Genomic DNA, 26507 nt, shown 5'->3' with positions numbered 1-26507 from the left:
CGATGATTGCGACCAAGACATTCGCTTCGTATGAGGCGGATACCGTGCAAAGCGAGACAGAGACAATTTCCAAGATGAGCAGCAATTTCTACGAGGAAACCATTCTGGACGTTCACCACTGGACCGACAGGCTGTTTTCATTCCGCGCCACGCGTGATCAGGGTTTTCGCTTCCAGAGCGGCCAGTTCGTCATGATCGGGCTGGAAGTCAACGGCAAGCCGCTTCTGCGTGCCTATTCGGTGGCTTCCAGCGTCTATGACGACCAGCTCGAGTTCTTCTCGATCAAGGTGCAGGACGGACCGCTGACCTCACGCCTCCAGCATCTCAAAGTCGGCGACAAGCTCATTGTCGGCAAGAAGCCGGTCGGAACGCTTCTCTATGATAATCTCATTCCCGGCGACAGTCTGTGGCTGCTTGCCACCGGCACCGGCTTGGCACCCTTCCTGTCGATCATCCGCGATATCGAGGCCTATGAGCGCTACAAGAAGATCATCCTCGTGCATGGTGTGCGCGAAGTGAACGAGCTTGCCTATGCCGATCTCATCACCAAGGAACTGCCGGAAGACGAGTTCCTGGGTGAGATGGTACGCGAAAAACTTGTTTATTATCCGACGGTGACGCGTGAGGAATTCCGCAACAAGGGCCGTGTCACCGATCTCGTCACCTCGGGCAAGATTTTCGAGGATCTCGGCTTGCCGAAATTCAACAAGGAAGCCGACCGCATGATGCTATGCGGTAGCCCCGAAATGCTGGCCGACATGCGCCAGATTCTCGAAGGCCTCGGCCTTGAAGAAGGCAGTCAGAGCCAGGCCGGTGAATTCGTTATCGAAAAGGCATTTGTCGAGAAGTAATGCCTTTAGAGGATCATCAAGAGGGGGCTCTCCGCCCCCTTTTCATTGCTCAAAACTCAAAATCCAGTCCGATATCGAGATTGGGTGCGCTGTGGGTGATCCAGCCCACTGAAATAAGGTCAACCCCGCTTTTAGCAACTTCTGCCACCGTTTGTGGCGTGATGCCGCCGGATGCCTCCGCAATGGCGCGACCATCGATGATGGCAACGGCCTCGCGCAGACGCTCTGGCGACATATTATCTAGAAGCACTACATCGACGCCCACCTCCAGTGCCTCACGCAATTGCTCAAATGTGTCAACTTCTACCTCGATTTTCACCATATGCCCGGCATTGGTTTTTGCCTGCGTGATGGCTTTGCGCACACTGCCTGCAACCGCAATATGATTATCCTTGATCAGCACCGCATCATAAAGCGCAAAGCGATGGTTCATGCCGCCGCCTGCCCTCACTGCATATTTTTGCAAGGCACGCAGGCCCGGCACGGTCTTGCGCGTGCAAACGATCGAAGCCTTTGTGCCTTTGACGGCCTCGACCAGTCCGGCAGTGGCAGTGGCAACGCCTGACAAAAGCCCGAGAAAATTAAGCGCCGTGCGTTCGCCCGCCAGAATGGACCGCGAAGCCCCTGCAACACGCGCAATCACCGCGCCCGCCTCCAGCATTGCGCCATCGCGCGCAACGCGTTCAAAGCGCAGATCAGGATCAACCTGCCGGAAGGCGCTTTCTGCGACATCAAGGCCTGCAACCACACCCGGCTCACGCAAGGTGAACAGCATGGCCGAGCGATGACCCTCCGGCACCACCGCATGGCTGGTGATATCGCCCGCAAGACCCAGATCTTCAAGAATCGTCGCCCGGACTAGAGGTTCGATAACAAGCGGAGAAAGGCGAGGCAGGTTCATCAGGCGCTCCGTGACAGGCGTTCGCAAGCAGCAATGTCACATGCCTTTGCGAAAGCGGTTTCAATTGTGAGGTGACTGCGCAGGGCCGTGGCATTTTTCTGCGGATAGTCAATCCGCGCATGGGCACCGCGCGTTTCGCACCGCTCGAATGCTGCAACGGCTGCCACAAGCGCCACAGCTGCGGCATCGTCATTGTTGGCCGAAGCCAGAAGCGTGGAAATTGCCAAGCGCAAGCTTTCCGCATCGCGCAAAAGCCCAAGGTGGCGGGAAACCACGCTGCGGATGAGTGCCAAATTGGCAGTGCGTGGCCGAAAACCAAAGCCACGAAGCGGCGCGGTGACCGCGCCTTCTCCTGCAATCATGCGAGCGGCACGAAGCCCCATGAAAGCTGCTTCGAGCAGTGAATTGCTGGCAAGGCGGTTTGCGCCATGCAGCCCGGTTGCGGCTGCTTCGCCCACCGCCCAGAGACCAGGCAGACTGGTGCGGCCATACGCATCCGCCCTGACCCCGCCCATATGATAATGCGCGGCGGGTCGCACGGGGATCATGTCATGGGCGGGATCAAAACCATGCGCCTTGCACAAATGATCGATTGCCGGAAAGCGCTTTGTAAAGTTCTTGCCGAGCGCTGCACGCGCATCAAGAAAAACTCTGTTGCCTTGGGCAATTTCAGCGCCGATGGCGCGTGCCACAACATCGCGTGGCGCGAGCTCCTGTCCCGCAACATCGGCCATGAAACGTTGGCCGTGCTGATTGACGAGGATGGCGCCCTCGCCGCGCACCGCTTCGCTGATCAGCGGCAGGCGCGGCAGATCGACCGCCAAAGCGGTCGGGTGAAACTGCATGAACTCCATATCGGCAAGCACTGCACCCGCACGTCCGGCCAGTGCGGCCCCCTGCCCCAGATTGCCGGGCGGCGTGGTTGTCGCCGCATAAAGTCCGCCCATGCCACCTGTCGCCAGCACAACGGCACGGGCTGTAAAAAATCCAACTGCCTCCAACCATGCGCCAACCACATGACCGTCCTGTTTGACGAGATCAACGGCAAGGGTGTTTTCCATCACCGTAATGCTAGGCGCCGCCCATACTTTTTGTGTAAGTACCCGCATGATGCCCGCACCCGTCGCATCGCCATCGACATGAACGATGCGATGACGACCATGGGCTGCTTCAAGACCCAGCGCATAGGAGCCGTCCGCCTTACGGTCGAAATGCACGCCATGGCTTTCGAGCGCCGCAATGATCTCAGGCGATGCGCCGATAATGTCTGCGGCCACACCCCTGTCGCAAAGCCCGTCACCAGCCATAAGCGTGTCTGAAAGATGCTGTGCCGGACTATCTTGGAACCCAAGACTTGCGGCGATGCCACCTTGCGCCAATGCGCTGGAACCAGACTGACCGAGAGTCCCTGCCGTGACCAGCTGGACAGGCTGCGGCGCAAGGGTGAGCGCCGTCATCAGTCCGGCAACACCGCTGCCGATGATGAGAACCGGCCTGTCGCTCATATGGCCAGCATCCGCTCGACGGCACGACGCGCAGGTTCCATGATTGCTGGGTCAATTGTCACCGCATGGCGGTTTTGCTCCAGCGCCTCACGAATATTGGCAAGGGTGATGCGCTTCATATGCGGGCAGAGATTGCAGGGCCGGATGAATTCCACATCGGGATGATCAACAGCCACATTGTCGCTCATCGAACATTCGGTAAGCAACACGACGCGCTGCGGCTTTTTTGCGCCGACATAGTCCGACATATGCGCCGTTGAACCGGCGAAATCGGCAACTTCGACCACCTCCGGCGGGCATTCAGGATGCGCCAGAACAATGACGCCTGGATGCGCATCGCGCAATTCGCGAATATCATCGGGCGTAAAGCGCTCATGGACTTCGCAGTGTCCGTGCCATGCGAGGATTTCGACATCGGTTTCACGCGCAATATTTTGCGCAAGATACTCGTCCGGGATCATCAGCACACGCGGCACGCCAAGCGATTCCACCACTTTCTTCGCATTGCCGGAGGTGCAGCAGATGTCGGATGCCGCCTTCACTGCCGCCGATGTGTTGACATAGGTGATGATCGGCACACCCGGATGCGCTTGCCGCAAAAGCGCGATATCCTCGGGCGTGATCGAATCCGCCAAGGAGCAGCCCGCCGCCATATCGGGGATCAGCACGGTCTTGCCGGGGTTGAGCAGCTTGGCCGTCTCGGCCATAAAATGCACGCCAGCAAGCACGATCACGTCGACATCGACTTCCGCTGCCTTTCGCGCCAGCGCCAGACTGTCGCCCACAATATCAGCCACACAATGAAAGATTTCCGGGGTCTGGTAATTGTGCGCCAGAATGACGGCATTGCGCTCTTCCTTGAGACGCAGGATCGCCGCAACGTCATCCTCGAAACCCAGCCATTGCGCGCGCGGCATAACGCTCGACACCCGGTCATAGAGCCCCGATAGGCTGACATGCTCGTTCATACTGACCTCCACAATCATTTATGCTCATAAAGAGCATATCAAGGTTGCGAAGTTATACTCGATTCGAGTATATAGTCAATCGCGGGAAATAGGGAGTTTGGTTCCGCTCATATGGCGTTCGGAAAGGGCGCGCTCCTCAACGATGGAATAGCGAAAACGGAATAGTTTTGCCGGGCGTCCACCGGTTTCGCTGTCGCTCTCGCCGGTTTCCTCGACAAGATCCTGCTGCTCGATCAGGCGGCGGAAATTCTGTTTGTGCAGCCGCAAACCAGCAAGCGCCTCGACGGTGCGTTGCAATTGCAGCAGGGTAAAACTTTCAGGCATCAGTTCAAAGACGACCGGGCGGTATTTGATCTTGGCACGCAGCCGCGCAATGGCGGTTGCAAGAATGCGGCGGTGATCGGCAAACATGGCGCGACCGTTCTCGTCTTCGGTCATGCCCGCCTCTGCCACAAGCCCCGCCTCATAAAGCAGCTCATAACGCTGCAAAACAAGATCCTCGTTCCAGCGTCCGCTGCGCTCCCCGTCATCGAAACCGAAATTAAACGCAATGCGGCTCAGGCGCTGCGCCGTCAGCGCCCTCGTGTCGGCGCGATGCGCCCAGACAAGGAGCGCGTTGTTGAGGTGCTCCATGATCGCAGGCTCACCCTGTCGATGATCTTCCCACGGCAGATAGTCATACCAACCGCGCCACTCCGCCTGCCCTGATCCCGCATCGCTTTCATGAACAAGGCCGAGATAACTGATCGAAATGATGCGCTCGCCCTGCGGATGCCGGTCACGGTCGGCAAAAGTATAAAGCTGCTCCAGATAGCCAATCGGATGCGCCGTTTCCGCCTGCACCCATGCGCGCAGGCCCGATTGCAGCGAGCGATGCTCCGTCTCAAACGGACCGGAGGGCAGCGCCCGGATCTGTGATTGCCCATGCGTCACCGTCATGACACGGGGCTGTTCACCGGTTACAGAAACCAGCACGGCAATCAGTTCAGTATGAGCAATATCGTCGGTCACGGCCACTCCGGAAAACATTCCCGTCATTGAACGCGATTGACGAATAAAGACAAGGCGCTACCCGCGCTGCGGTGGAGATTTCACCGTCTAATTTTTTGGTTTTGGCGCAAACACATGTTCCGGCCCCGGAAATGTCCGTGCGTGAACCTCTTGCGCATAGGCACTCGCCGCATCGGAAATCTGGGGCGCAAGATGCGCAAAGCGTTTGACGAAACGCGGTGTGAAATCCTCGAACAGCCCCAACATGTCGTCCGATACCAATATCTGCCCGTCACAACCAGCTGACGCGCCGATACCGATCGTGGGGATGGCAAGGGCTGCAGTGATTTCGCGCGCGAGCGGTTCCAGCGTGCCTTCGATCACCAGTGCAAACGCGCCTGCATCCGTGATCGCCTTTGCATCGCGGCGGATGCGTGCAGCTTCGTCATCATTACGGCCAAGCGAACGAAACCCGCCAACCGTATTGACCTGTTGCGGCATCAGACCGATATGACCAAATACAGGAATGCCGCGCTGAACGAGAAACGCCACAGTCTCGGCCATTTCCGCACCGCCTTCTAGCTTCACGCCATCGCAGCCGGTCTCGGCCATGATGCGCGCCGCATTGCGAAACGCCTGTTCCTTGGATTCCTGATAAGAACCAAACGGCATATCAACGATGATGCAGGCATTGCGCGTACCGCGCATCACCGCCTGTCCGTGGGCGATCATCATCTCAAGCGTGACGGCAAGGGTCGAATCCATGCCATAAAGCACCATGCCGAGCGAATCGCCCACCAGCAGCAGGTCGCAATGCTGATCAAGCAGCCGCGCAATCGGCGTGGTGTAGGCAGTCAGGCTGACAATCGGGCGCTCGCCCTTGAGGGCAGCAATAGCCCTTGGCGTCATCCGCTTTTGTTGAACCGCAGCACTCATGATCAAACCTTTCCGACAACGCGATTATCGAGAAGCCGCGTGGTGCCGAAGCGCACGAACAGAGCGACAAGCATTGGGCCTTCTTCTTTTACACGTTCTAGTGTTTCTGGATCGCAAACCGCGACGACTTCGGCTTTCGCAAGCGGTTCTGTTGAGATAAAGCGCCGCAGCGCTTCTTCAAACTGTTCAGGATCCCTGACACCTGAACGATGCAGCCGCTCTGCCTCATCAAGGGCTTTTGGTACAATGCGCGCTGCAACCCGTTCTTCCGGCGTAAGATAGACATTACGCGATGAACAGGCGAGATCGTCGGCTTCGCGCACAGTTTCGACACCAACCACACGCACTGGAATCGCCATGTCGTCCGCCATGCGGCGGATGATGACGAGTTGCTGAAAATCCTTTTCCCCGAAATAGGCGGCATCAGGTCCGACGATGTTGAAAAGCTTGCTGACCACCGTCGCAACGCCTGCAAAGTGGCCAGGCCGCGCCTCGCCTTCCAGACGGCTTCCCAGTTTCGGCACATCGACCACGGTCAGCATCGGGCGCGGATACATGTCACTGACGGAGGGCGCAAAGATAAAATCAACATGCGCATCGCGCAAAAGCGTGGAGTCACGTTCCAGATCGCGGGGATATCGGGCAAGATCTTCATTAGCGCCGAATTGCAGCGGGTTGACGAAGATCGACACCACGCTCACATCGTTTTCATCCCGCGCCCGGCGCACCAGTTCAAGATGTCCCTTGTGCAGATACCCCATGGTGGGCACAAGGCCAATGCGCTTGCCCTGCCTGCGCAACGGTTCAAGCGCCTTGCGCAGCTCCTCGATGCTGTGAACGATCTGCACGATGCCGTTTCTCCCTGTTAACGACTGGCTTCATCGCACGACGCTCTAAAGCTTCAGCTCGCTTATGACAACAGGAAAGGTTTTTACTGCGGGGTAACAGCAGCCCCGACCGTATTACCGACAGCACGGCCGAAACGGTCGATCTGTTCTTCATAGGTCCTTCGCGTTTGCGGATCGAACACGGCAATCGGCGCCGTTACCACCAGCGAGGCAGCACTGCCCACACCTTGCGCCGTCCCGAGCGCCACGGCACCAAGACGGTCGCCGATACCAATATTGGAATCGGTAAGGGTCTGTCCTGTCACCAGACGTCTGCCGATCAGCTGTACCACTTCCGGGCTTGCGGCGAATTTGCCATGGTTGAGACCGTCACCGGCTTTAAGCTGCGTGAGATCGATAACGGTGATCCCAGCCTTTTCAAGGTTCGAGCGATAGGGTTCGCTCGAAGGATCGATCTGGCCAAGGCGGTCGATATTGCCGGAAATGCGCCGAGACACCGCAAGTGCCCGGTCATCACGCGACGTAAACAGCGTAAAGCGGGGATGGTCCTTGCCCATCGCCAGAAACTGCTTGCCGAATACATCCACGTCCAGATCAGGCGATGCGAGAATGACGTTATTGATCTTGCCATTCACACGTCCGTCACGGATCGCCATCTGACGCAGCGCCTCGACCGTCAGCCAGCTGCCCATCGAATGGGCCATGACAGTGATGTCCTTGACCTCGGGTTCACGCGCGATGGCCCTGAGAATCTGCTCCAGTGCATCGCGGGAATAATTGGTGCTTTCCTTGTCGTAATTATAATCGAAAACGCTGGCGCGCGACGGCCACGTGAAGATCACAGGTGCTACATCCGCACCGGAATCATGGATGATCTGCGCAAAACGATAGACCGAATCCTCATAGGTGTTGTTGAAGCCATGAATGAACACCATAACGCGGCGGCTTTTGGTCATATGCTTACGAATCCAGCCCGCCCGTTCCACATCGGTCTTGACCGGCGTGACGCTGACGGTGGTGAAATCCTTCTGCGGATCGGGCGGCAGCTTCTTAGGCCACTGCACTTCACCAGCCTTTCGGTTCTTTTCAGGCGGGATGGAAACCACGATATCGGTGATCGCAACCAGATTGTCACGCTCGCCGGAGAAAAGAATGCCCGGAGCCTCTGACGGGCGGCGCGTGGTCGCGACGAGAAGGTCAACCTTGGTGGTACCGGGGGAAAGCGTTTCACCGATCGGCACCAACACCCCTTCGGGGCGACTGGCGCAGCCTGCGAGCAGCGACAGAAAAACGAGCAAAGCAGGGACAACCCGATGAACGATACCGTGCAAAACCAACCTCTTTTTTGACGCCGCGCCAACAGACTTCTTTGGACTGTAAGCTTTTTAACAAGCTTTATTCTTCACCAGACTGCTTCTGCCAAGCCCCATTTGTTGAAACGGAGCAGATCGCACCACAGCTGCGGCTTATAGGGCACACACGATTGGCCTAAAAAACGGCTGACCGGCAAGCTTTAAAGCCGGGTTTTCAGCCATTCTCCGGTCCGGTGGACGTCTTCATCCGTCAGATTATGTCCGGCATCAACAATACCGATATCCAGAGTCGCACCACAATCCCGTAAGGCCTTTTCCAACAAGCCAGCGGAATCGCCAAAGGCATCATAAGCACCCTTGAGCAGCAGAACGCCAGCATCGGAAAGGGAGGCTTGCGGCGGCACCTCCAGCACTTCTGCGGCACGCAGCAGCACGGCATTTTTCACCACACGCGGATGTAATTGCATAAACGCCGCAAGCATGTTGGCCCCGTTGGAATTGCCGATGAACGCCGTTTTGTCGAGGTCGATTGCATAGGCCTGAACAGCCTCTTCCATAAAGGCCGCCAGCGCTTCGGCCTCAAAAGCAATATCCGCCTGATCGAACCGCGCCTGCCCATAGCGGCGAAACCAGCGCTGAATACCCTCTTCAGTGCTGCGTCCGCGCAGGCCCAGCAATGTAGAATTCGGCGCTGCCTTGGCTGCAAGCGGCATAAGATCGTTTTCATTACCACCGGTGCCGTGCAAAAGCACAAGCATCGTGCCGTCAGGATTTTCAGGCTGGTGAATACGATGCACGAATGGCAGATCGCGATAAATCACCCGCTCCTCGCCGGGACGTGCAAATTGCGGTAGGCGCACGCGGATGGCGTCCGCCTGCGCATCATTGCCCGGCGGCACGAACAGAATTTCACCTAAAGAATCCACCGCCTCATCAATCGTGAAACCGGGACCATCGGAGGCAAATTCAATGAGCGTCTCACCCGGCTCACGCACATAGAGCGAGGTGAAATATTTGCGGTCATGTACATTGATGTCACTTGAATTGCGCTTGAGCAGGTCTTCGCCAAGTTTTGTCACCGCATCAGCGCTGGCTGCGCGAAACGCCACATGATCGGCAATGCCGGTTCCGGGGATGCCCGGCCAGAAACCGCTTGCATCGCGCACATCAACCGCATCACCTGATTGCGAAACCAGCCGTTCGATGGTGCCTTCCCTTGCCTGCGAAGCGAACCCGAAATTCTGCGCAATGAAAGCGGAGGTCTGCTCCGGCACCTCGGAAAGAATCGTCGCGGAGTAAATGCGTTTGACGGCCAATTCCGGCGCAATGTCGTCAGCGTTCCATGGGTCATTGGCACGAAGATCGCTGCCGACCAGCTTGACGATTACACCGTCAGGATCGCGTAAGCGCAGAACCGGCGCACCGAATTCCTGCACCGGGCCTTCAGACGACACGTGATAGCGCAGCGCCCGCTCGAGCCAGAAGCCGATTGCGGTGCGATCAATGGCGAGCGCAATTTCGCTGACCTGGCCGTGGCCGACGCGGCCTTTCGAGCCATCTTCCCAGACAAGAAATGTTATAAGCGAGCCCGGTGAACCGGATCGATCGCCATAAAGGAGGTGAAGCTGTTCGGCATCCTCGAAACCGCCAGTCTGCTTGATCAGACGCAGGCCTAAAAATCCGACGTAGAAATCAACGTTGGCCTGCACCTTACGCGTGACAAGCGTGATGTGATGAATGCCACTGGTCATGGTTGTGCGCTCCCTTTTTAAATTCCGTTTCATAATACACAATGCGCAGCATGCCCATAAGCGCAGACAACCAGCGCAGGTTACGCATTGTTCACAAAGATAATCGGGAAATTCAGGCAAAGAAAAAGGCCGCGCGGGAGGAGGATGCGCGGCCTGATCTTGAATACGGCTTGGGAGGAGGAGTGCCGTATTCGTCACCGGGTTCTGGGAGGAGGAGTGAACCCGATGACCAAGTTTTAGCCGCTAGCTTGTTTGATCACAACGACCAATAATGCATATCAGTTATGCAAATACACCGCCGCTGAAAAAACAGGCAAAGAAAAAGCGCTGATAAAAAAACAGTGCCTTTTGTTTTTTTGATTTGAAATCAGCAGCTTACAGGAAACTCGCAATGAAGGGTGCCGCGAGAACATTCACCAACCCAACCAGCACCATCACCAGACCGGCAATTGAACCTTCCTCATTACCGATCTGGTGCGCCTTGGCGACGCCTGCGCCATGCGCACCCATGCCGAAAAGTGCACCCCGCGCAAGCGCCGAGCGGATCGGCAGCCAGTTGAGCATGAGTTCACCAAGGGCAGCGCCGAATACGCCGGTCAGCACGACGAAAATCGCCGTCAGGTCCGGCGTGCCGCCAATATCGCCAGAAACGGTCATGGCGAAAGGCGTGCTCATCGAGCGTGGCATGAGACTTAAGCTGATGGATTCATTCAGACCCAGAAGATGCGCCAGCCCCCAGGCCGAACCCATGGCGGCAGAGCTTCCGACCACCACACCGACTAGTAGAACTGGCCAGTAACGGCGGATCGTTATACGCTGCTGGTAAATCGGAATGGCAAACGCGACCGTTGCCGGACCCAGCAAGGCAACCAGCCAGTGAGTTGCGCCAAAATAGCTGCGATAGTTTTCATTGAGCGCGATCAGCAACGCCATCAGTAGAAGCGGTGTTACGGCAAGCGGCGTCAACCACCATAAGGTAAAGCGACGATAGACCCGCTTTGCCGCAAGATAAAGCAGGATGGTCGCCGCCGACCAGAACAATGTCGCTAGAAGCGGGTTTGCCAGAAGCGGGCTAGTTGCGAACATAGCGTAGGCTCCAACGGTAGCAGAGATCTACCGTGAGCGCGGTCACGCTCATCACCGTCAGCGTGCCGATGAGGATGACCGCCATGATTTTCAGCCCCAGCATGCCAATCAACTCGCGATGCTCAAGCACCGCCAGAACCGCAGGCACGAAGAACAAAAGCATTTCAGCCAAAAACCATTCCGCGCCGCGCTTCATGCTGAACAGGCTGATGCGCCCGCTCAACAACAACAAGAGCACCAGCACCATGCCGACGATGCCGCCGGGCAAAGGCAAGCCGGAGAGCCGGACCACAGCTTCGCCCATAAGCCAGAAGCCTGTTAGTGTCGCAATTTGCATCATACGGCTGTGATGGAGCGCATAACGAAAGCGAACAGCAAGATTATGGGCACTTCTGGAGAGTTTCATCGATAGGTCCGGTTCTGGTTCCAGCGGGAACGCGATCTGTTTTCAAGTCTCAACATAGGGTGCGTTGCACCATTCTAGAAATGAATTGATTTCATTGCAGCTATTCGGATATGGAATAGCTCATGAATTTGAGAAGTTTTCAGGCTTTTGCAGAAGTGGTGCGTCAGGGCGGTTTTTCGGCTGCCGCGCGCGCAATCAATGCAACCCAATCCACCGTCAGCAAGGCGGTAAAACAACTGGAGGAGGAGATGGGGCTTACCCTTCTCGACCGCGACACCTCCCCGCCGCGTCTGACCGTTGCCGGTGAGATCGTTTATCGCCGCGCCCTCAACATGCTGACTGAGAAGGACGATATGCTGGCGGAGCTGGACGAGCTGCGCGGGCTTAAACGCGGCCTTTTGCGCCTTGGCCTGCCCCCCATCGGCTCCAGTGTGTTGTTTGCACCACTTTTTGCCGCCTTCACCAAGCTTTATCCGGAGATTGATATCCAGCTTGTCGAGCACGGCAGCAAGCGGCTGGAAGAGTTGCTGCTTGCGGGTGATGTCGAGCTTGCCGCCTCGCTTCTGCCGGTCGAAGACAGTTTTGAATGGCAGGATGTGCGTTGCGAACCGGTGGTGGCACTGCTTCCCGCAGGACACTGCAGCGCGAAGACCGAAAGCGTCACGCTTGAGGCTATCGCACGCCTGCCCTTTATCCTGTTTGAAAGCGGTTTCGCGCTTAATCATATCATCCTCGATGCCTGTCATCAGCACGGTGTCACACCGCATGTGGCCGTACGCTCCAGCCAGATCGACTTTATCGTCGAGCTGGTCGCAGCCGGCATGGGCGTCGGCTTCCTGCCGCAGATGATTGCCGAACAAAGACCACACCCTGGCGTGAGCATTCGCAAAATCACCGACGCCTCGGTCAACTGGCACATGGCGCTCATCTGGCGCAAAGGCGCATTCCTGTCCCATGCCGCGCGGGCATGGCTTGCGCTTGCAACAACCTCAACACCTCTCCATACGTCTTGAAACCCGCACGCCTGCGCCTATTTTTAGAAGATGCATGTGCTTCACTGGAAATTCGCAAGCCGGGAAGGAGGCTGTGATGGACGGTCAGGTCATATTCTATAAAGGCGACAGAATACTCTATCGGCATCATATCGACGTGCAGGAAGACGATTATTCCAAGGGCGTCAACGACGCCCTCATCGCCTTTCAGCGCAATTATGCAGGGTTCGATCTCGCAAAAGACGATATTCACGTCCGCTTTAGAAAACCCGGCGACGTTTAATTGCAATGTCTAAGTCGTGCCGACGACAGCTGCGCCTGCATCCGTTTGTAAAACCGGGCGCAGGCAACGCCCCCATAGCTCTATGTTTCACACTCAGGCGTGGGTGTAAGCTGCCTCGCGTGCAACGCGTCGGATATCGTCGCGGCTCAGGCCAAGATCGCCCAGCTCGCGATCGGTGCAGCTTTGCAATTCGCGCACATTCTCGCAATATTGCATCCAAGACTTCAACTGCTGACGAAGGATGGTCGGAAGGCTCATCGGTGTATCCCCTTTTTATTGTTCCTCCCCAAAAGCAGCTTCTGCCTTTTTTTTGCGTTTGAGAATTGCAGATACTGCATGGCTGCCATGAAAACAGCGCCATGCAACGCTGCCCCGGGGACCGAAAAACATCACCAAAACCCAAATCTTGTCTAAAATTGTCTGATTTGAACCACTCTTTATTGCCCGCACTTTGCAAAGCGCTCATTTCCGGCTAGACCAGCTTTCAGAAACAGAATCTGGCTGGCTTTCATGAAAAAGACCCTGGTTATTGTCGGAAACGGTCCCTTGCCCGGTAATCTGTCACGACAGGTCGATGCCGCCGATTTCGTGGTCCGTTTCAATGAACCGAAACAATCGGTCGGTATGAGCGGGACGCGGACCGATCTGCTCATTCTCGCCACGTCGGGCAAGCCCGCGCAACGGCGCTTCACTGACCCGGCCTTTCTGCAAACGCCAACCTTTCGCGCAGCTCGTGAAGTGATGCTTGCCTATCATCCCAGCATTATTCGCCGCTACCACCCGCAACCTAATTTTCTCTCACGCCTGAAAGGCCGCAAGGCCGACTGGACGCATGAAACAATCGAGGTGGTGGGCAATGCGGGCAAGGAAATCCGCATCATGCCGCCGCAATTCTATCTGGAGGGCTGCAAGGAACTGGGTGTGCGCGAAGAACATATGGGGCAGGTTTTTCCGAGTACCGGCTTTTTCGGTATCTGGCACCTGCTCAAGCAATGTCCGGCGTCCCACTGGAACGTCCTGCTTTGCGGGTTCTCGTGGGAGGGCTGGAAACGCCACGCTTGGGCTGACGAGCGCACTTGGGTGGAACGCAAGGTCGCGACGGGCCGCATCCAGCTTATGGAGGGTGCCGTAGCAGAGCACGACGCGCAATCATTGTCTGAACATCTTGCATAGAGGGAGTTTTCGAATGACTGAACCATTACGCATTTTCATCGGATGGGATTCACGCGAACCCATTGCCTACGAAGTCGCGAAGGCATCGGCCCTGAAACACGCGTCCATCCCGCTCGACATCGTGCCGATCAAGTTACAGGATCTGGTGGATCAGGGTGCCTATACGCGCGATGTCGATCCGCTGGCCTCAACCGAATTCACCTATTCGCGCTTTTTTACCCCCTGGCTTGCCGGCTATAAGGGATGGGCACTTTTCTGCGATTGCGATTTTCTATTCCTGGGCGATATTGCCGGATTGAAATCCTTCAATGATCCTTCCAAGGCTGTTTACTGCGTCCAGCACGACTACCAGCCGAAAGACAGCGTCAAGATGGACGGCAAAGTGCAGACGAGTTACCCGCGCAAGAACTGGTCTTCGTGCATGTTGTTCAATTGTGAACATCCCTCAACGCGCAAGCTGACGCCTGAACTGGTCAATAGCGAATCCGGTGCCTATCTGCACCGCATGCAATGGGCAGCAGACGACGAAATCGGCGCATTGCCGACCGATTACAACTGGCTTGAAGGCTGGAACGAGAAGCCAGAAACCGGTACGCCCAAGGTCGTCCACTATACGCGCGGCGGTCCATGGTTCAAGGATTGGCAGGATGTCGAATATGCCGATCTGTGGCGCGCAGAAGCCGATGCCGTGCAACCCGGCTGGAAGCCACTTTAATAAAGCCCTTGGATCATGTCGCTCTTCGAAAGCCACTAAAGCAGATGAACGAAACGCTTCATGACACACTATCGCCGGACGGGCCGCAACGGTCCGTCAAGGCATTCATCATCCACCTGGCGCGCGCGACCGACCGCCGTGCGCAGGTGATGCGCCTGATCAAAAGTCTGCCTGTCGAGGCAGAGATTATCGATGCTGTAGACGGTAAAACGCTTTCAGCTGAAAGGGTCTCGCAGGTTTACAGGCGTTCGCTGCACCGTCCGCGCTATCCCTTCGCACTCGGCATCACCGAAATTGCGTGTTTTCTTTCGCATCGCAAGGCATGGCAAGCGATCATCGACCAGAATCTTGACGCCGGACTGGTTCTTGAAGACGATGTCGAACTGACCGAGCAATTCCCGGCGTCATTTCGGGCCGCACTTCAAATAGCAGACAGCAAAACCTTCATTCGCCTGCCATTTCGTGAACGCGAGAGTGGCCGTGAAGTGCTCGTTATTGACGCAACGCGTGTCATCGCGCCCGTACCGGTCGGACTTGGCATGGTAGCGCAACTGGTCGGGCGCGACGCTGCGCGCAAACTCCTTGCTGCCACGGAAGTCTTCGACCGGCCGGTCGACACCACGGCACAGATGAACTGGGTGACGGGCCTGACGCCTCTTTCCGTCCTGCCGGGCGGTGTCCGCGAAATTTCCGCCAATCTTGGCGGCAGCACTATTCAGAAGTCCCGCACTCTGCCCGATAAGCTGAGGCGGGAAATTCTTCGCCCCATATATCGCTGGAGAATAAAGCGCCGCTCAAGCATATTTTAGAAATTTAACGGTTCACATGGAGTAATCCTTTGTCAGTGCCAATATTGCTTTATCACCAGATCGATATTCCTCCGCGTCATAAATCGCCATTTCGCAGTATGACCGTGCATCCCGATCGCTTTCGCAACCAGATGGCATGGTTGAAACGGCTCGGTTTCCAGGGCCTGTCGCTGAAAGACGCCCTGCCCTACATTTATGGCCAGAAAACCGGCAAGGTTGCCGTCATCACCTTTGACGATGGTTTTGAGAACGTGTTGCGCAATGCTGCGCCAGTCCTGCACGAACACGGCTTCACCGCGACAAACTTCTTCGTCGCAAATCAGGTCGGCGGCTCCAATCTCTGGGATCAGCCAGGGGGCGTTTTACCCGCCAGCTGCATGGACGTCGCACAATTGCGGGAATGGGCAAAGCTCGGCCACGAGGTCGGCTCACACACACTCGATCATATCTTTCTACCAGATGCTGATGCCGGCGAGGCTGCGCGACAGATGACGCAATCACGCGAAAAGCTACAGGATATGCTGGGCGCGGCCGTCACCTCCTTCGCCTATCCATACGGAGGTGAAAATGCCGTAGTACGCCAGATCGCAGCAGAAGCCGGATACGACCATGCGGTGACGACCGAAAAGCGGCGCACTGATGCGAACGACGATCCGTTCGGTATTCCGCGCTTCACCATTCGCCGCAACGACATTATGCTGCAATTCCTGCGCAAGCTGCTTATCGGTTAAGAGCTATCTGTTTCAGATCCGCCATAAAGCCGTACTTTACAAGAAGCTCCGGTCCCGTGTAGCGCAGAGAGCCTTGATACATCAACGACAGGTCCTCGGAGAAGCTGGCATTGCCAAGGATAGCGCGGTAATGATCCGATTCACCAGCATGGCTTTTTTCATCAGCAATGCGGCGAAACTCTTCCAGAGAACGCGACGAAAAACGATAATGCAATAACGCGCCAGTCGCAGGCAGACAATTTCGCAAGCACGGACCCGGACCGTGAATACTGCCGCGTCGATAGTCGGTGCCTTTATCTACCCGAAGCAATGGGAACTTTGACAGTCGCATGCTTCGCCCGAAAAGGCGCTGTCGAGGCCCGCCACGTACGGCAACACCAAACCGCTCCAGTTTGGCCGTGTAACCATCGCCATCGAAACAGCATGAAACCTCGAACGGATAGCGTGTTCCATCATCCTCGAAAATCCCATCGCGCAACCGGCCTGACGGATACATATCGATCATTGGTGCCAGGCAACGCGACATGCCGTTCTGCGTCAGTTCCTCGATGAAATCACGAATGCTGCGCTCGTGCATACGGGGAAAGACGAAAAACTCATCAGAGTCGACCGAGATATACCAGCGGTCGCGCCCATAAAGGTCAAACAACGCATCGCGCCAGACCCGACCGGCATCCGCTTCGCGATAACGCATGGCCGAGCCGAAAAGGTCAACGTCGGGCGCTCCGGCCAGCATTTGTCCTGTGCCATCCTCAGACATGTCATCGACCATGATAAAGCGGGTGACGCCCATCTCACGATAATAACGCAGGAAAGCCTCCAAATACGGCGCGGCATTACGCACCACACAAACCAGCGGCAGATCGTCCTCGCGCAACGGCGCAAAGTTGCCGGATGTGCGCTTGAGCCGAGGATCGGAAGCTTTCTTTGATACAGAAAGCTGCGCGTGCCGCCAGCGAAGCTTAAACTCGCGCAGAGATGGGACGTGCCAATAGGCATCCCAGCCCGACGGCGTTGAAGCAGGATAACGCATTGCCGATGGTGCTGATTTCATCTGCGATCGATCTTTCAGAAAAAAATAAAAATATGAAGATCGTGGATTTAAGTACTCAGCAAAGCCTTATCAAAGGCGATCTCGCACTCCTTGGCTCAAATATTATGATCAACATTAATCCAGCTTGATCTGGATCAATGAAGTATGCCGCAAACGTGGCAAATTGCCCGCGCACTCGCCGTGGACGCAACGGCCCAAAAGCGTTAATAAGGCGAGGAATAAGGAGCGTATAATGGACTATCGCAAGTTTTTTGAAGAAGCGATCGACCAGCTGCACGCCGAGAAACGTTACCGCGTTTTTGCCGATCTTGAACGCATCGTTGGACGTTTCCCCCGCGCTATCTGGCGGAACAATGGCACCCCCCGTGAAATCACTGTCTGGTGTTCCAATGATTATTTAGGCATGGGCCATCATGCCGATGTCATAAAAGCCATGTGCGACACGGCAAGCAATGCCGGGTCGGGTTCTGGCGGAACGCGCAATATATCAGGCAACAATCATCCGCTCGTCGAGCTGGAAACCGAACTCGCCGATCTGCATGGCAAGGAAGCAGGGCTCGTCTTCACGTCGGGTTTCGTCTCCAATGAAGCCTCGATCTCGACCATTGGCCGTCTTCTGCCCAACTGCCTCATCCTCTCCGACGAATTGAACCACGCCTCGATGATCGAGGGCGTGCGCCGTTCGGGTGCCGAGAAGAAGATTTTCCGTCACAATGACGTGGCTCATCTCGAACAGCTTTTGAAAAATGCCGATCACTCGCGCGCCAAGCTGATCGTATTCGAATCGGTCTATTCGATGGATGGTGATGTTGCACCAATCGAACAGATTGCCGATCTCGCCGACAAGTACAACGCCATGACCTATATCGATGAGGTCCATGCGGTCGGCATGTATGGCGGGCGTGGGGGCGGTATCACCGACCGCGACGGTCTTGCACATCGCATCGACATTATTGAAGGCACTCTTGCCAAGGCATTTGGTGCGATGGGTGGTTACATCACCGGCTCACGCGCCATCATCGACGCCGTACGCTCCTATGCGCCGGGCTTCATCTTCACCACCTCGCTGCCGCCTGCGGTTGCCGCAGCCGCCACAGCCTCGATCCGTCACCTGAAGGTCTCGCAGTCCGAACGCGACGGCCAGCAACGGCAAGCGCAACGCACCAAGGACGTGCTCTCGGCAGCGGGTTTTCCGATCCTGGCGTCTGAAACCCATATCGTGCCAATTCTGGTCGGCGATCCCGAGCTTTGCAAGAAGGCGAGCGATCGGCTTCTGGACATGCATGGCATCTATATCCAACCGATCAACTATCCGACCGTGCCGCGCGGCACCGAACGCCTTCGTATCACGCCATCGCCTCTGCATGATGATGCGCTGATTGATGGCCTCAAAGACGCGTTAACAGAAGTGTGGACCGCGCTCGGTATTCCTTTTGCCGAACCTGCCATACCGCAGGTGGCCCAGTCCGGGCGCGTGGTGCCGCTGATGGTCTCCAAGGCTGGCGGTTAAAAATAGAAATAAACAAAAAACCGGGGCATGGCCCCGGTTTTTTATTAGAGCACCGGTTTTAATGAATCAGATCGGTGCTCTCATTGTTCGAACTAATGTGCATTTTATTCGAAAACCATTTCAAACGTTTCAGAATACGCTCTAAGCAGCCGACTGCAGTCGGCTTTTTAACGCCCGCATGTCACGGGCGGGGGGCAGGCCAAACAAGCGGCCATATTCACGCGTAAACTGTGACAGGCTTTCGTAACCCACCGCATAGGCGGCGTTGCTGATCATCGCCCCCTCCGACACCATCATCCGACGCGCCTCGATCAAGCGGAGCTGCTTTTGAAATTGCAATGGCGTCAGCGATGTGACTGACCGAAAATGCTCATGAAACGAAGAGGGACTCATCCCTACCGCATCGGCAAGATGCCCGACGCGAAGCGGCTGGTCAAAATTCTCGCGAATCAAGGCGACTGCCCGCCCCACGCGCTGCGCATAGCTTTCCGCCAATCCAAGCTTGCGAATGGCTGCGCCATGACGACCGGACAGCAACCAGAAATGCAGTTCGCGGTTCAATTGTCCTTGTAAGACGGTCATGGCCGTAGGCCTGTCCAATAACCGAAGCAGGCGGAGTGCTGTATCCGCCACCGCCATCTCTGTCGGATCGACGTGAATCGGCTGATCGTTTGCTGTAGGCACAGCCTCAATTTCGCTGACGAGCCCCTCGATCATCGCAATATCAAGATCAATGACCAGCGAATAATAGGGTGCATTGCGGCTCGCCTGCGTGATCTGGCTCACTGTCGGTACATCAGCGGTGATCAGGAGAGAATCGCCTGCGCCAAAATCAAATGTCCGGTTGCCCATACTCACACGCTTGCTACCCTGAAGCACCAGCGCCACCAGAGGTCTGGAGATCGCATATTGCAGTGCACTCGGCGCAATCTCGCGCAGGATCGTCAAGCCCGGGACGGGTGTGCGGGCAACACCGTATTCATCGGCACAAGCATCCGCATAGCGGCGTGTGATATCAAGCAGGAGTTGTTCCATGGCGCAACGGTAGTCGACGCATCGGCAAACCGCAATAACTCTTGGAGGAATAGGCAAGACACAGCGAGGTTTCGGCAACACTGCCACACATATTCGGGCAATGGTTCGCTCAATCAGATAAGCTGAAGGAACAAACCCATGACGACCATCTCACTTGTAACCGGCGCAAGCCGCGGCCTTGGCAGAAACACGGCGCTGAACATCGCCCGCCATGGCGGCGATGTGATCCTCACCTATCGTAGCGGCGCGGAAGGCGCCAAAACCGTGGTCGCGGAAATCGAGGCGCTGGGGCGCAAGGCTGTGGACCTGCAACTCGACACCAGCGACACTTCCGGCTTTCCGGCCTTTGCCGATAGTGTAAGCTCGGCACTCGCATCGCTCTGGCAACGCAATGACTTCGACCATCTCGTTAACAATGCAGGCCATGGCGAAATGGCGGATTTTGCCCAGACAACAGAAGAACAGTTCGATCTTTTGTTCAATGTCCATGTGAAGGGTGTGTTCTTTCTCACCCAAACCCTGCTGCCGCTTCTGGCCAATGGGGGGCGGATCGTGAATTTCTCCACCGGACTGACGCGCGTGTCCTTCCCCGGATTTGCCGCCTATTCAGCCGCCAAGGGTGCTGTGGAGGTGATGACACGCTATATGGCAAGAGGATTGGGCAACCGCGGCATCACCGCCAATACAATTGCGCCGGGCGCGATCGAAACCGATTTTCTGGGCGGTGCGGTTCGAGACACGCCAGCCTATAATGAAGCATTCGCAGCCATGACAGCCCTTGGCCGCGTCGGACTTCCCGACGATATTGGCCCTGCCGTCGCAAGCCTGCTTGGCGCGGGCAATCGCTGGGTCAACGCTCAGCGCATTGAAATATCGGGCGGCCAGAATATCTGATGCAGACCAGACACCGGAAAGTTTAAGATGGTTTTCGGAGAAGACGTACGCAAAATAAAAGGCCGCTGCGTAAAACGCAGCGGCTCATTTTTTATAGACCTTCGATCCATTCAACGAACCGATTTGCGGCCTCATCGATCTGGTGCGGATCGCGGCAGAAGCAAAGGCGGAAAAAGCCTTCGCCGCCCCGACCAAAAGCCGGTCCCGGTGCAAGACCGACATTGACGCTATCAATCAGCTCAATCGCTGCTCGGGCCGAATCCTCAACACCATCGACACCAAAGAACAGATAGAAAGCTCCTTGCGGCGGCGACAAGCGCACCTTGCCGGTTGCCTGCAAGGTGGCACAGAGACGATCACGCGCCACACGCGCCCGCTCGACCTGCATTGCGACAAAATCGTCGCCCTGATCAAGCGCTGCAACTGCTCCGCGCTGCATAAAATGGGCAACGCCTGAATTGGAATATTGAATGAGCTTCTGGATCACAGGGCTCAATTGCGTATGCACATTGAGCCAACCAACGCGCCAGCCGGTCATGGCCCAGTTTTTGGAAAAGGAATTGACAAAAATGATGCGATCATCCGGCTCCATGATATCCATGAAGGATGGCGCACGTCCGCCGCCATAGTAAAAATGGCTATAGATTTCATCGGCGATGATCCACAAGCCTTTTTCACGCGCCAGATTGAGAATGAAGCGCAGCGTCTCCATATCCGCCGTCCAGCCGGTCGGATTGGATGGCGTATTGATGAACAGCGCGCGCGTGCGCGGGGTAATGGCTGCGGCAATCTTTTCCGGGTCAAGCACCCAGCCATTGGCACCGAAATCCAATTCGACCGCAACAGGTTTCGCCCCTGCAACGCTTGCTGCACCGACAAAATTAGGCCATGCGGGCGAAAGATAAATCGCTTCTTCGCCCGGCCCCGTCGTCGCTTTGATAGCAATCTCGATGGCGTGCATGCCCGATCCGGTGACGAAAAAATTATCGCTTTTAAACTCCATGCGCGGGAAATGACGCGCATGATAATTTGCCAGCGCCTGACGCAATTCGGGAATACCCGACTGCCACGTATAGAAGGTTTCACCCTTGGCGATACTCGCGCTCGCCGCATCGCGAATGAAATCAGGCGTCGGCAGATCACCCTCGCCCACCCAGAGTGGAATGATTCCCTCGCGACCGCGTCCGTAATTGGCTACAGCCATGATGCCGCTGGTCGGGGCTTCCACAGCCTCGCGGCGCAAATTGGTCATGAATGTCATGGTCTTCCTGCAAAGCTAAGCGTCGTAGCGCATAGCAATAGCAAGATGTACCGACGAAATCACCCGCCATTTTGTGATGACAGGATCAATTTCATTCATGAACGAAAAAGGCGAAGCGTTCCAGTGTGGAGGCTTCGCCCTTGTTTATTGCTGTTTTATTTCTTGGTAGCCAAAAGATCACGGATTTCGGTGAGAAGCACTTCTTCACGCGGCAGTTCCTGCTCGGCGACAGGCTCTTCCTGCTGCTTCTTCTTCATACGGTTCATGCCCTTGACGACAAGGAACAGCACCCAGGCAATGATCAGGAAGTTGATCAAAAGGGTCACGAAATTACCATAGGCAACGGTTGCACCGGCTTCACGCGCGGCAGCAAGCGTTGTCTGCGGAGTGCCAGCCAACTGGATGAACATATTTGAGAAATCGATACCGCCAGTGATCAGGCCGATAATCGGCATGATAATGTCGTTGACCACCGAATTGACGAGCCCACCGAACGCGCCGCCAATGATGACACCGATAGCCAGATCGACCATGTTGCCTTTGAGAGCAAACTCCCGGAATTCTTTCAACATTTCTGTCTCCCTCGCAAATACACTGCATTACCGGGCCGTCGCAACAGCAGGTGTATTCGCCGCATATGAGCGTCAGATGGTTTCTGACGATAAAAGATGAGCGGCTCCTGACTAGGGGGGCTCGAAGAACAGCAGCATCCGAATTGTCTTATTCATCACAAATCCATGAACGTATTCTGAAACTTTAGGGCGAAAAGCTGCAAAGGAAAGATAAACTGTCCGTTTTGCAGTGTAATCCCCCTGTTTCTTATCAATATTCTTGCACGACGCTGTGGAAAGTGCTTGCCTCTGTAGGTGCAGAACCTAAAGTTCGCTGAAATACGGGGAGGAAAAGGCCGCCAATGCACGGCTGGGGAATCATCGGCGCTGCCTTTTTTTATCTATTGCTGCTTTTTGCCGTCGCCAGTATCGGTGACAGCAGGGCCTCGCGCTGGAACAGCGCACCGCGCCCTTATATCTATGCGCTGAGCCTTGCCGTCTATTGCACGTCCTGGACCTTTTTCGGTTCGGTCGGCCTGTCTGCGCAGCGCGGACTGGAATTTCTCGGCATCTATATCGGCCCGATTCTCGTCTTTACGCTCGGCAACCGGCTACTCAGGCATATCGCGCGACTTGCAAAGGCCGAACATATCACCTCCATCGCCGATTTCCTTGCCGCACGTTACGGCAAGAGCTTTGGCGTGGCACTGCTTGCCACATGTATCGCAGCCGTGGGCTCAATCCCCTATATCGCGCTGCAACTCAAAGCGGTTGCCGGCAGCGTAGGCCTCGTCATGGATCACTATGGCAACACGCCTGCAATGCCAGTTCCGGTGTTTGGCGATATATCGCTGGTTGTCGCAGCGGTTCTTGCCGCCTTCGCCATCCTGTTCGGCACCCGCCATACGGATGCCACCGAGCATCAGAACGGGCTTATTCTGGCTATTGCGCTTGAATCGGTCATCAAACTTTGCGCGTTCCTGACAGTCGGCATCGCCTGCACGTTTTTTCTGTTCGGCGCCCCATCGCAGCTTATCGACGGCATATCGCAATCCTCTGAAGCTTTGCAGGCTTTTCATTACCAGACCTCTATCGGCACATGGATCATCCATACCGCCTTGAGTGCTGCGGCCATCATCATGCTGCCGCGCCAGTTCCACGTCACCGTGGTTGAAAGCCGTAGCGAGAAAGAGTTAAAAACCGCTTCCTGGCTGTTTCCGCTTTATCTGGTGCTGATCAATATTTTTGTGTTTCCCATCGCACTCATTGGCGTGATGACGTTGGGAGACAGCGTCAGCGGCGATCTTTACGTGCTTGCGCTTCCGCTTTCAGCCGATGCGCACTGGCTGGCCATGATCGCCTTTCTGGGCGGCTTGTCGGCGGCCACAGCCATGGTCATCGTCGCCTGCGTGGCGCTGTCGATCATGATTTCCAACCATCTCGTGCTGCCGCTGTTCATCCGGCGCATGGCCAAGCGCCATCCTTCCGAGCAACCGGATCTGACCAGTCTCATTCTCAATACGCGACGCGCGACTATCGTCGTCATTCTGGCGCTGGCCTTTGCTTATTACCGCTTTACCTCGGACAATATCCACCTTGCATCCATTGGCATCGTGTCCTTTGCAGCGATTGCGCAATTCGTCCCCGCCTTTCTCGGCGGGCTGTTCTGGCGCAATGCCAACGCGCGCGGCGCAATGCTGGGCCTATCAACAGGATTTCTCGTCTGGGCCTATACGCTGCTTCTGCCGACCATGGCCTCTGAAGATGCCGCCATCCTGCGCGACGGATTTTTGGGCTTTACAGCCCTTCGTCCTGAAGCACTGTTTGGCACCAACGCACTGCCGCTGACCAATGGTGTCATCTGGAGCCTTGCCGCCAATACGTTATTTTATGTACTGGGGTCATTGTCACGTGCCTCGACCCCGCTCGAACGCATTCAGGCCAGCGTATTTCTCCCGCGCCATTTCATTGCAACACCGGCCCTTAAGCGCTTTCGCACCACGGTAACGGTGGCAGAACTCAAAGCCACCATGGCCCGCTATCTGGGAACCGAGCGCGTCGAACGCGCTTTTGTGCGTTTCGAGGTTCGCGAACAGCGCAGCCTCGATCCCAACATGACCGTCGACACGCCGATGATCCGCTATGCCGAACAATTGCTCGGCACCGCCGTCGGCTCGTCCTCTGCCCGACTTGTTTTATCGCTTTTATTGCAACGCGACGAGGCGTCGGGTGCCGATACACGGCAATTGCTCGATGATGCTTCCGCCGCCCTGCAACAAAACCGCGACCTCTTGCAGATAGCGCTCGACCAGATGGAACAGGGCATTACGGTTTTTGACAAGGACTTCCGCCTCGCCTTCTGGAACCGCCAGTTCCGCACCCTGTTCGACCTACCAGATGAGGTCATGCAGGTCGGCATTCCCGTGTCGGAAATCGTTGAGCATCTGACCGCGCGCAATGATATTACATTTGGTACCCGCAATAGCTTCATGCATTCGTTGACTGTCATGCGCAAACCGTGGCGCATGGAGATGAAAACCACCGGAAAGGTCCTGGAAATCCAGTCCAATCCCATGCCCGATGGCGGTATTGTCGCAACCTATACAAATGTGACGGCCGAAGTCGAAGCCGACCTGATGCGCCAGAAGGCGGCTGAAATGTTGGAGCAGCGCGTGGCCGATCGCACCGCCGAACTCACCCATGTCAATCAGGAACTGGCAAAGGCGCGTGCGGATGCCGAAGAAGCCAATCTCGGCAAGACGCGCTTTCTTGCTGCCGCCGGTCACGACATCCTGCAACCGCTTAATGCGGCGAGGCTTTACTCAACCGCATTGTCTGAAAAGCTTGGAGCTTCCCAGATGAGCGAATTCACGCGCAATATCGATTCGTCCCTTGAAGCGGTAGAGGCGATTTTGGGCATGGTTCTCGATATTTCCCGCCTCGACACCAGTTCGCTCAAACCCGACATATCGGTGTTTCGCCTTGATAAGCTCATGAACCAGATCACCACTGATTTCACCCCACTTGCGCGCAAGAAAGGGCTTGAATTGCGCGTGGTGCCATCCCGTGTGGTCGTCAGGACGGACCGCAACATGCTGCGCCGCCTGATCCAGAATCTGGTTTCAAATTCGATCAAGTATAGCCGCAACGGCGGCATTCTGCTCGGCGTGCGCAGGCGCGGCGATCATATCGATCTACAGGTTATCGATACCGGGATCGGTATTCCAAAGAACAAGCTGAAACTGGTTTTCCGTGAATTCACCCGCCTCGATGAAGGAATACGCGAGGCGGAGGGGTTGGGGCTGGGGCTTTCCATTGTTGATCGTATTGCGCGGCTTTTATCGTTTCCGCTGTCCGTAGCCTCGGTTCCGGGCAAGGGCACCAGCTTTACGCTCAGCATGACACCAAGCTTTGAAACAGTGGCTACGGAGAAATTAACAAACCGGCGTGGACTTCAGCCAGCACTGGAACTGACAGGGCTTGATGTGCTCTGCATCGACAATGACGCCAATATTCTCACCGGTATGCAGACGCTTCTCAGCGGCTGGGGCTGTCATGTCGCCACATTGCAAAACGGCGCGGCGCTAAAACACTTCTGCGCCAGCCGCACAACGCCGCCCGATGTGATTATCGCCGACTATCATCTCGTTCACGAAAACGGTCTCGACATGGTCGGCTTTGCGCGTGAACATTTTGGCAGCGAAATCCCCGCCATCCTGCTGACCGCCGATCGTTCCAAAGAGGTCCGGCTGCGTGCTACAGAAGAAGGCATCACGCTTCTGAACAAACCGCTCCGGCCCGCCGCCTTGCGCTCTCTGCTCTCGCACGTGTATCACAGTCATGCGGCAGCCGATGAATAAGTTCCGAACGAGTGTGGCAAATCTGAAATTCGGATCACTTTGGAGCAGGGCTTTGATCGAATTTCAGATTCAAAGCCACACTCT

At 56.1% G+C, this 26507-nt stretch carries 25 protein-coding genes; 10 read left to right on the top strand and 15 right to left on the bottom strand.

The genetic code is table 11. The features are described 5' to 3' along the window. Window positions 1–74 precede the first annotated feature (74 nt). Complete coding sequence (locus AAIB41_RS00450; RefSeq protein ID WP_343314757.1) at window positions 75–851, top strand: ferredoxin--NADP reductase; 777 nt, start codon at window positions 75–77, stop codon at window positions 849–851. A gap of 49 nt (window positions 852–900) precedes the next feature. Here AAIB41_RS00450 and nadC read toward each other — a convergent pair whose 3' ends face one another. From nadC to AAIB41_RS00400, 10 genes are all read right to left on the bottom strand, one after another. Then, complete coding sequence (gene nadC / locus AAIB41_RS00445) at window positions 901–1752, bottom strand: carboxylating nicotinate-nucleotide diphosphorylase (protein ID WP_343313608.1); 852 nt, start codon at window positions 1750–1752, stop codon at window positions 901–903. After that, window positions 1752–3257, bottom strand: coding sequence for an L-aspartate oxidase (locus tag AAIB41_RS00440; protein ID WP_343313606.1), 1506 nt, complete (start codon window positions 3255–3257; stop codon window positions 1752–1754). Before AAIB41_RS00440 ends, nadC begins: the two co-directional genes overlap by 1 nt. Then, the gene (nadA, locus tag AAIB41_RS00435; RefSeq protein ID WP_343313604.1) at window positions 3254–4225 is read right to left on the bottom strand and encodes a quinolinate synthase NadA; all 972 of its coding nucleotides are present in this window, start codon (window positions 4223–4225) and stop codon (window positions 3254–3256) included. The genes AAIB41_RS00440 and nadA overlap by 4 nt, the downstream gene beginning before the upstream one ends. 75 nt (window positions 4226–4300) lie before the next feature. Continuing rightward, on the bottom strand, window positions 4301–5263 hold the full coding sequence (locus tag AAIB41_RS00430; protein ID WP_343313602.1) for a hypothetical protein: 963 nt from the start codon (window positions 5261–5263) through the stop codon (window positions 4301–4303). A gap of 60 nt (window positions 5264–5323) precedes the next feature. Further along, a complete protein-coding gene (panB, locus tag AAIB41_RS00425) occupies window positions 5324–6151 on the bottom strand; it encodes a 3-methyl-2-oxobutanoate hydroxymethyltransferase (RefSeq protein WP_343313600.1) in 828 nt (275 codons plus the stop codon). Between the two features lie 2 nt (window positions 6152–6153). Next, complete coding sequence (panC, locus tag AAIB41_RS00420) at window positions 6154–6999, bottom strand: pantoate--beta-alanine ligase (protein ID WP_343313598.1); 846 nt, start codon at window positions 6997–6999, stop codon at window positions 6154–6156. An 83-nt stretch (window positions 7000–7082) separates the two neighbouring features. Beyond that, window positions 7083–8336: an alpha/beta hydrolase gene (locus AAIB41_RS00415; RefSeq protein ID WP_343313597.1), complete on the bottom strand. Its 1254-nt coding sequence runs from the start codon at window positions 8334–8336 to the stop codon at window positions 7083–7085. A 176-nt stretch (window positions 8337–8512) separates the two neighbouring features. Continuing rightward, complete coding sequence (locus AAIB41_RS00410) at window positions 8513–10063, bottom strand: VOC family protein (protein WP_343313596.1); 1551 nt, start codon at window positions 10061–10063, stop codon at window positions 8513–8515. A 375-nt stretch (window positions 10064–10438) separates the two neighbouring features. Then, window positions 10439–11149 carry an LrgB family protein gene (locus AAIB41_RS00405; RefSeq protein ID WP_343313594.1) on the bottom strand — a complete coding sequence of 237 codons (711 nt, stop codon included), beginning with the start codon at window positions 11147–11149 and terminating at the stop codon, window positions 10439–10441. After that, window positions 11136–11555: a CidA/LrgA family protein gene (locus AAIB41_RS00400; RefSeq protein ID WP_343313593.1), complete on the bottom strand. Its 420-nt coding sequence runs from the start codon at window positions 11553–11555 to the stop codon at window positions 11136–11138. The genes AAIB41_RS00405 and AAIB41_RS00400 overlap by 14 nt, the downstream gene beginning before the upstream one ends. A gap of 122 nt (window positions 11556–11677) precedes the next feature. On the opposite strand from AAIB41_RS00400, the gene AAIB41_RS00395 reads away from it, so the two are divergent. Further along, window positions 11678–12568: a LysR family transcriptional regulator gene (locus tag AAIB41_RS00395; protein ID WP_343313591.1), complete on the top strand. Its 891-nt coding sequence runs from the start codon at window positions 11678–11680 to the stop codon at window positions 12566–12568. Window positions 12569–12644: 76 nt separating this feature from the next. Further along, window positions 12645–12830 (top strand): hypothetical protein, encoded by a 186-nt coding sequence (locus tag AAIB41_RS00390; protein WP_343313589.1) that lies wholly within the window; start codon window positions 12645–12647, stop codon window positions 12828–12830. A gap of 93 nt (window positions 12831–12923) precedes the next feature. On the opposite strand, the gene AAIB41_RS00385 is transcribed toward AAIB41_RS00390, so the two are convergent. Next, complete coding sequence (locus tag AAIB41_RS00385; protein ID WP_343313586.1) at window positions 12924–13088, bottom strand: DUF1127 domain-containing protein; 165 nt, start codon at window positions 13086–13088, stop codon at window positions 12924–12926. 252 nt (window positions 13089–13340) lie between these two features. On the opposite strand from AAIB41_RS00385, the gene AAIB41_RS00380 reads away from it, so the two are divergent. The 4 genes from AAIB41_RS00380 to AAIB41_RS00365 are packed head-to-tail and all read left to right on the top strand — an operon-like array spanning window position 13341 to window position 16258. Then, a complete protein-coding gene (locus AAIB41_RS00380; RefSeq protein WP_343313584.1) occupies window positions 13341–14003 on the top strand; it encodes a hypothetical protein in 663 nt (220 codons plus the stop codon). Window positions 14004–14016: 13 nt separating this feature from the next. Then, window positions 14017–14718 carry a glycosyltransferase gene (locus tag AAIB41_RS00375; RefSeq protein WP_343313582.1) on the top strand — a complete coding sequence of 234 codons (702 nt, stop codon included), beginning with the start codon at window positions 14017–14019 and terminating at the stop codon, window positions 14716–14718. Between the two features lie 44 nt (window positions 14719–14762). Further along, window positions 14763–15527 (top strand): glycosyltransferase family 25 protein, encoded by a 765-nt coding sequence (locus tag AAIB41_RS00370; RefSeq protein ID WP_343313580.1) that lies wholly within the window; start codon window positions 14763–14765, stop codon window positions 15525–15527. A 29-nt stretch (window positions 15528–15556) separates the two neighbouring features. Further along, entirely contained in the window at window positions 15557–16258 is a 702-nt protein-coding gene (locus AAIB41_RS00365) for a polysaccharide deacetylase family protein (RefSeq protein WP_343313578.1), read from the top strand. Here AAIB41_RS00365 and AAIB41_RS00360 read toward each other — a convergent pair. Next, complete coding sequence (locus AAIB41_RS00360; RefSeq protein ID WP_343313577.1) at window positions 16248–17312, bottom strand: glycosyltransferase family 2 protein; 1065 nt, start codon at window positions 17310–17312, stop codon at window positions 16248–16250. The genes AAIB41_RS00365 and AAIB41_RS00360 overlap by 11 nt on opposite strands. Window positions 17313–17544: 232 nt before the next feature. Here AAIB41_RS00360 and hemA point away from each other — a divergent pair, with 232 nt between their 5' ends. After that, entirely contained in the window at window positions 17545–18822 is a 1278-nt protein-coding gene (gene hemA / locus AAIB41_RS00355; protein ID WP_343313575.1) for a 5-aminolevulinate synthase, read from the top strand. A gap of 141 nt (window positions 18823–18963) precedes the next feature. Here the strand turns inward: hemA and AAIB41_RS00350 are convergent, their stop codons facing one another. Further along, window positions 18964–19857, bottom strand: coding sequence for an AraC family transcriptional regulator (locus AAIB41_RS00350; RefSeq protein ID WP_343313573.1), 894 nt, complete (start codon window positions 19855–19857; stop codon window positions 18964–18966). A 138-nt stretch (window positions 19858–19995) separates the two neighbouring features. Here AAIB41_RS00350 and AAIB41_RS00345 point away from each other — a divergent pair, with 138 nt between their 5' ends. Continuing rightward, window positions 19996–20751, top strand: a complete 756-nt coding sequence (locus AAIB41_RS00345) for an SDR family oxidoreductase (RefSeq protein WP_343313572.1) — start codon at window positions 19996–19998, stop codon at window positions 20749–20751. 91 nt (window positions 20752–20842) lie between these two features. Here the strand turns inward: AAIB41_RS00345 and AAIB41_RS00340 are convergent, their stop codons facing one another. Further along, window positions 20843–22012 carry a pyridoxal phosphate-dependent aminotransferase gene (locus tag AAIB41_RS00340; protein ID WP_343313570.1) on the bottom strand — a complete coding sequence of 390 codons (1170 nt, stop codon included), beginning with the start codon at window positions 22010–22012 and terminating at the stop codon, window positions 20843–20845. 155 nt (window positions 22013–22167) lie between these two features. Beyond that, complete coding sequence (mscL, locus tag AAIB41_RS00335; protein WP_343313568.1) at window positions 22168–22584, bottom strand: large conductance mechanosensitive channel protein MscL; 417 nt, start codon at window positions 22582–22584, stop codon at window positions 22168–22170. A gap of 341 nt (window positions 22585–22925) precedes the next feature. Here mscL and AAIB41_RS00330 point away from each other — a divergent pair, with 341 nt between their 5' ends. Further along, on the top strand, window positions 22926–26423 hold the full coding sequence (locus AAIB41_RS00330; RefSeq protein ID WP_343313566.1) for a PAS domain-containing hybrid sensor histidine kinase/response regulator: 3498 nt from the start codon (window positions 22926–22928) through the stop codon (window positions 26421–26423). Window positions 26424–26507 lie beyond the last annotated feature (84 nt).

The sequence above is a fragment of the Brucella sp. BE17 genome, assembly GCF_039545455.1.
In the GTDB taxonomy this organism is placed as follows: Bacteria; Pseudomonadota; Alphaproteobacteria; order Rhizobiales; family Rhizobiaceae; genus Brucella.
This window is presented reverse-complemented; position numbering and strand designations above follow the sequence as displayed.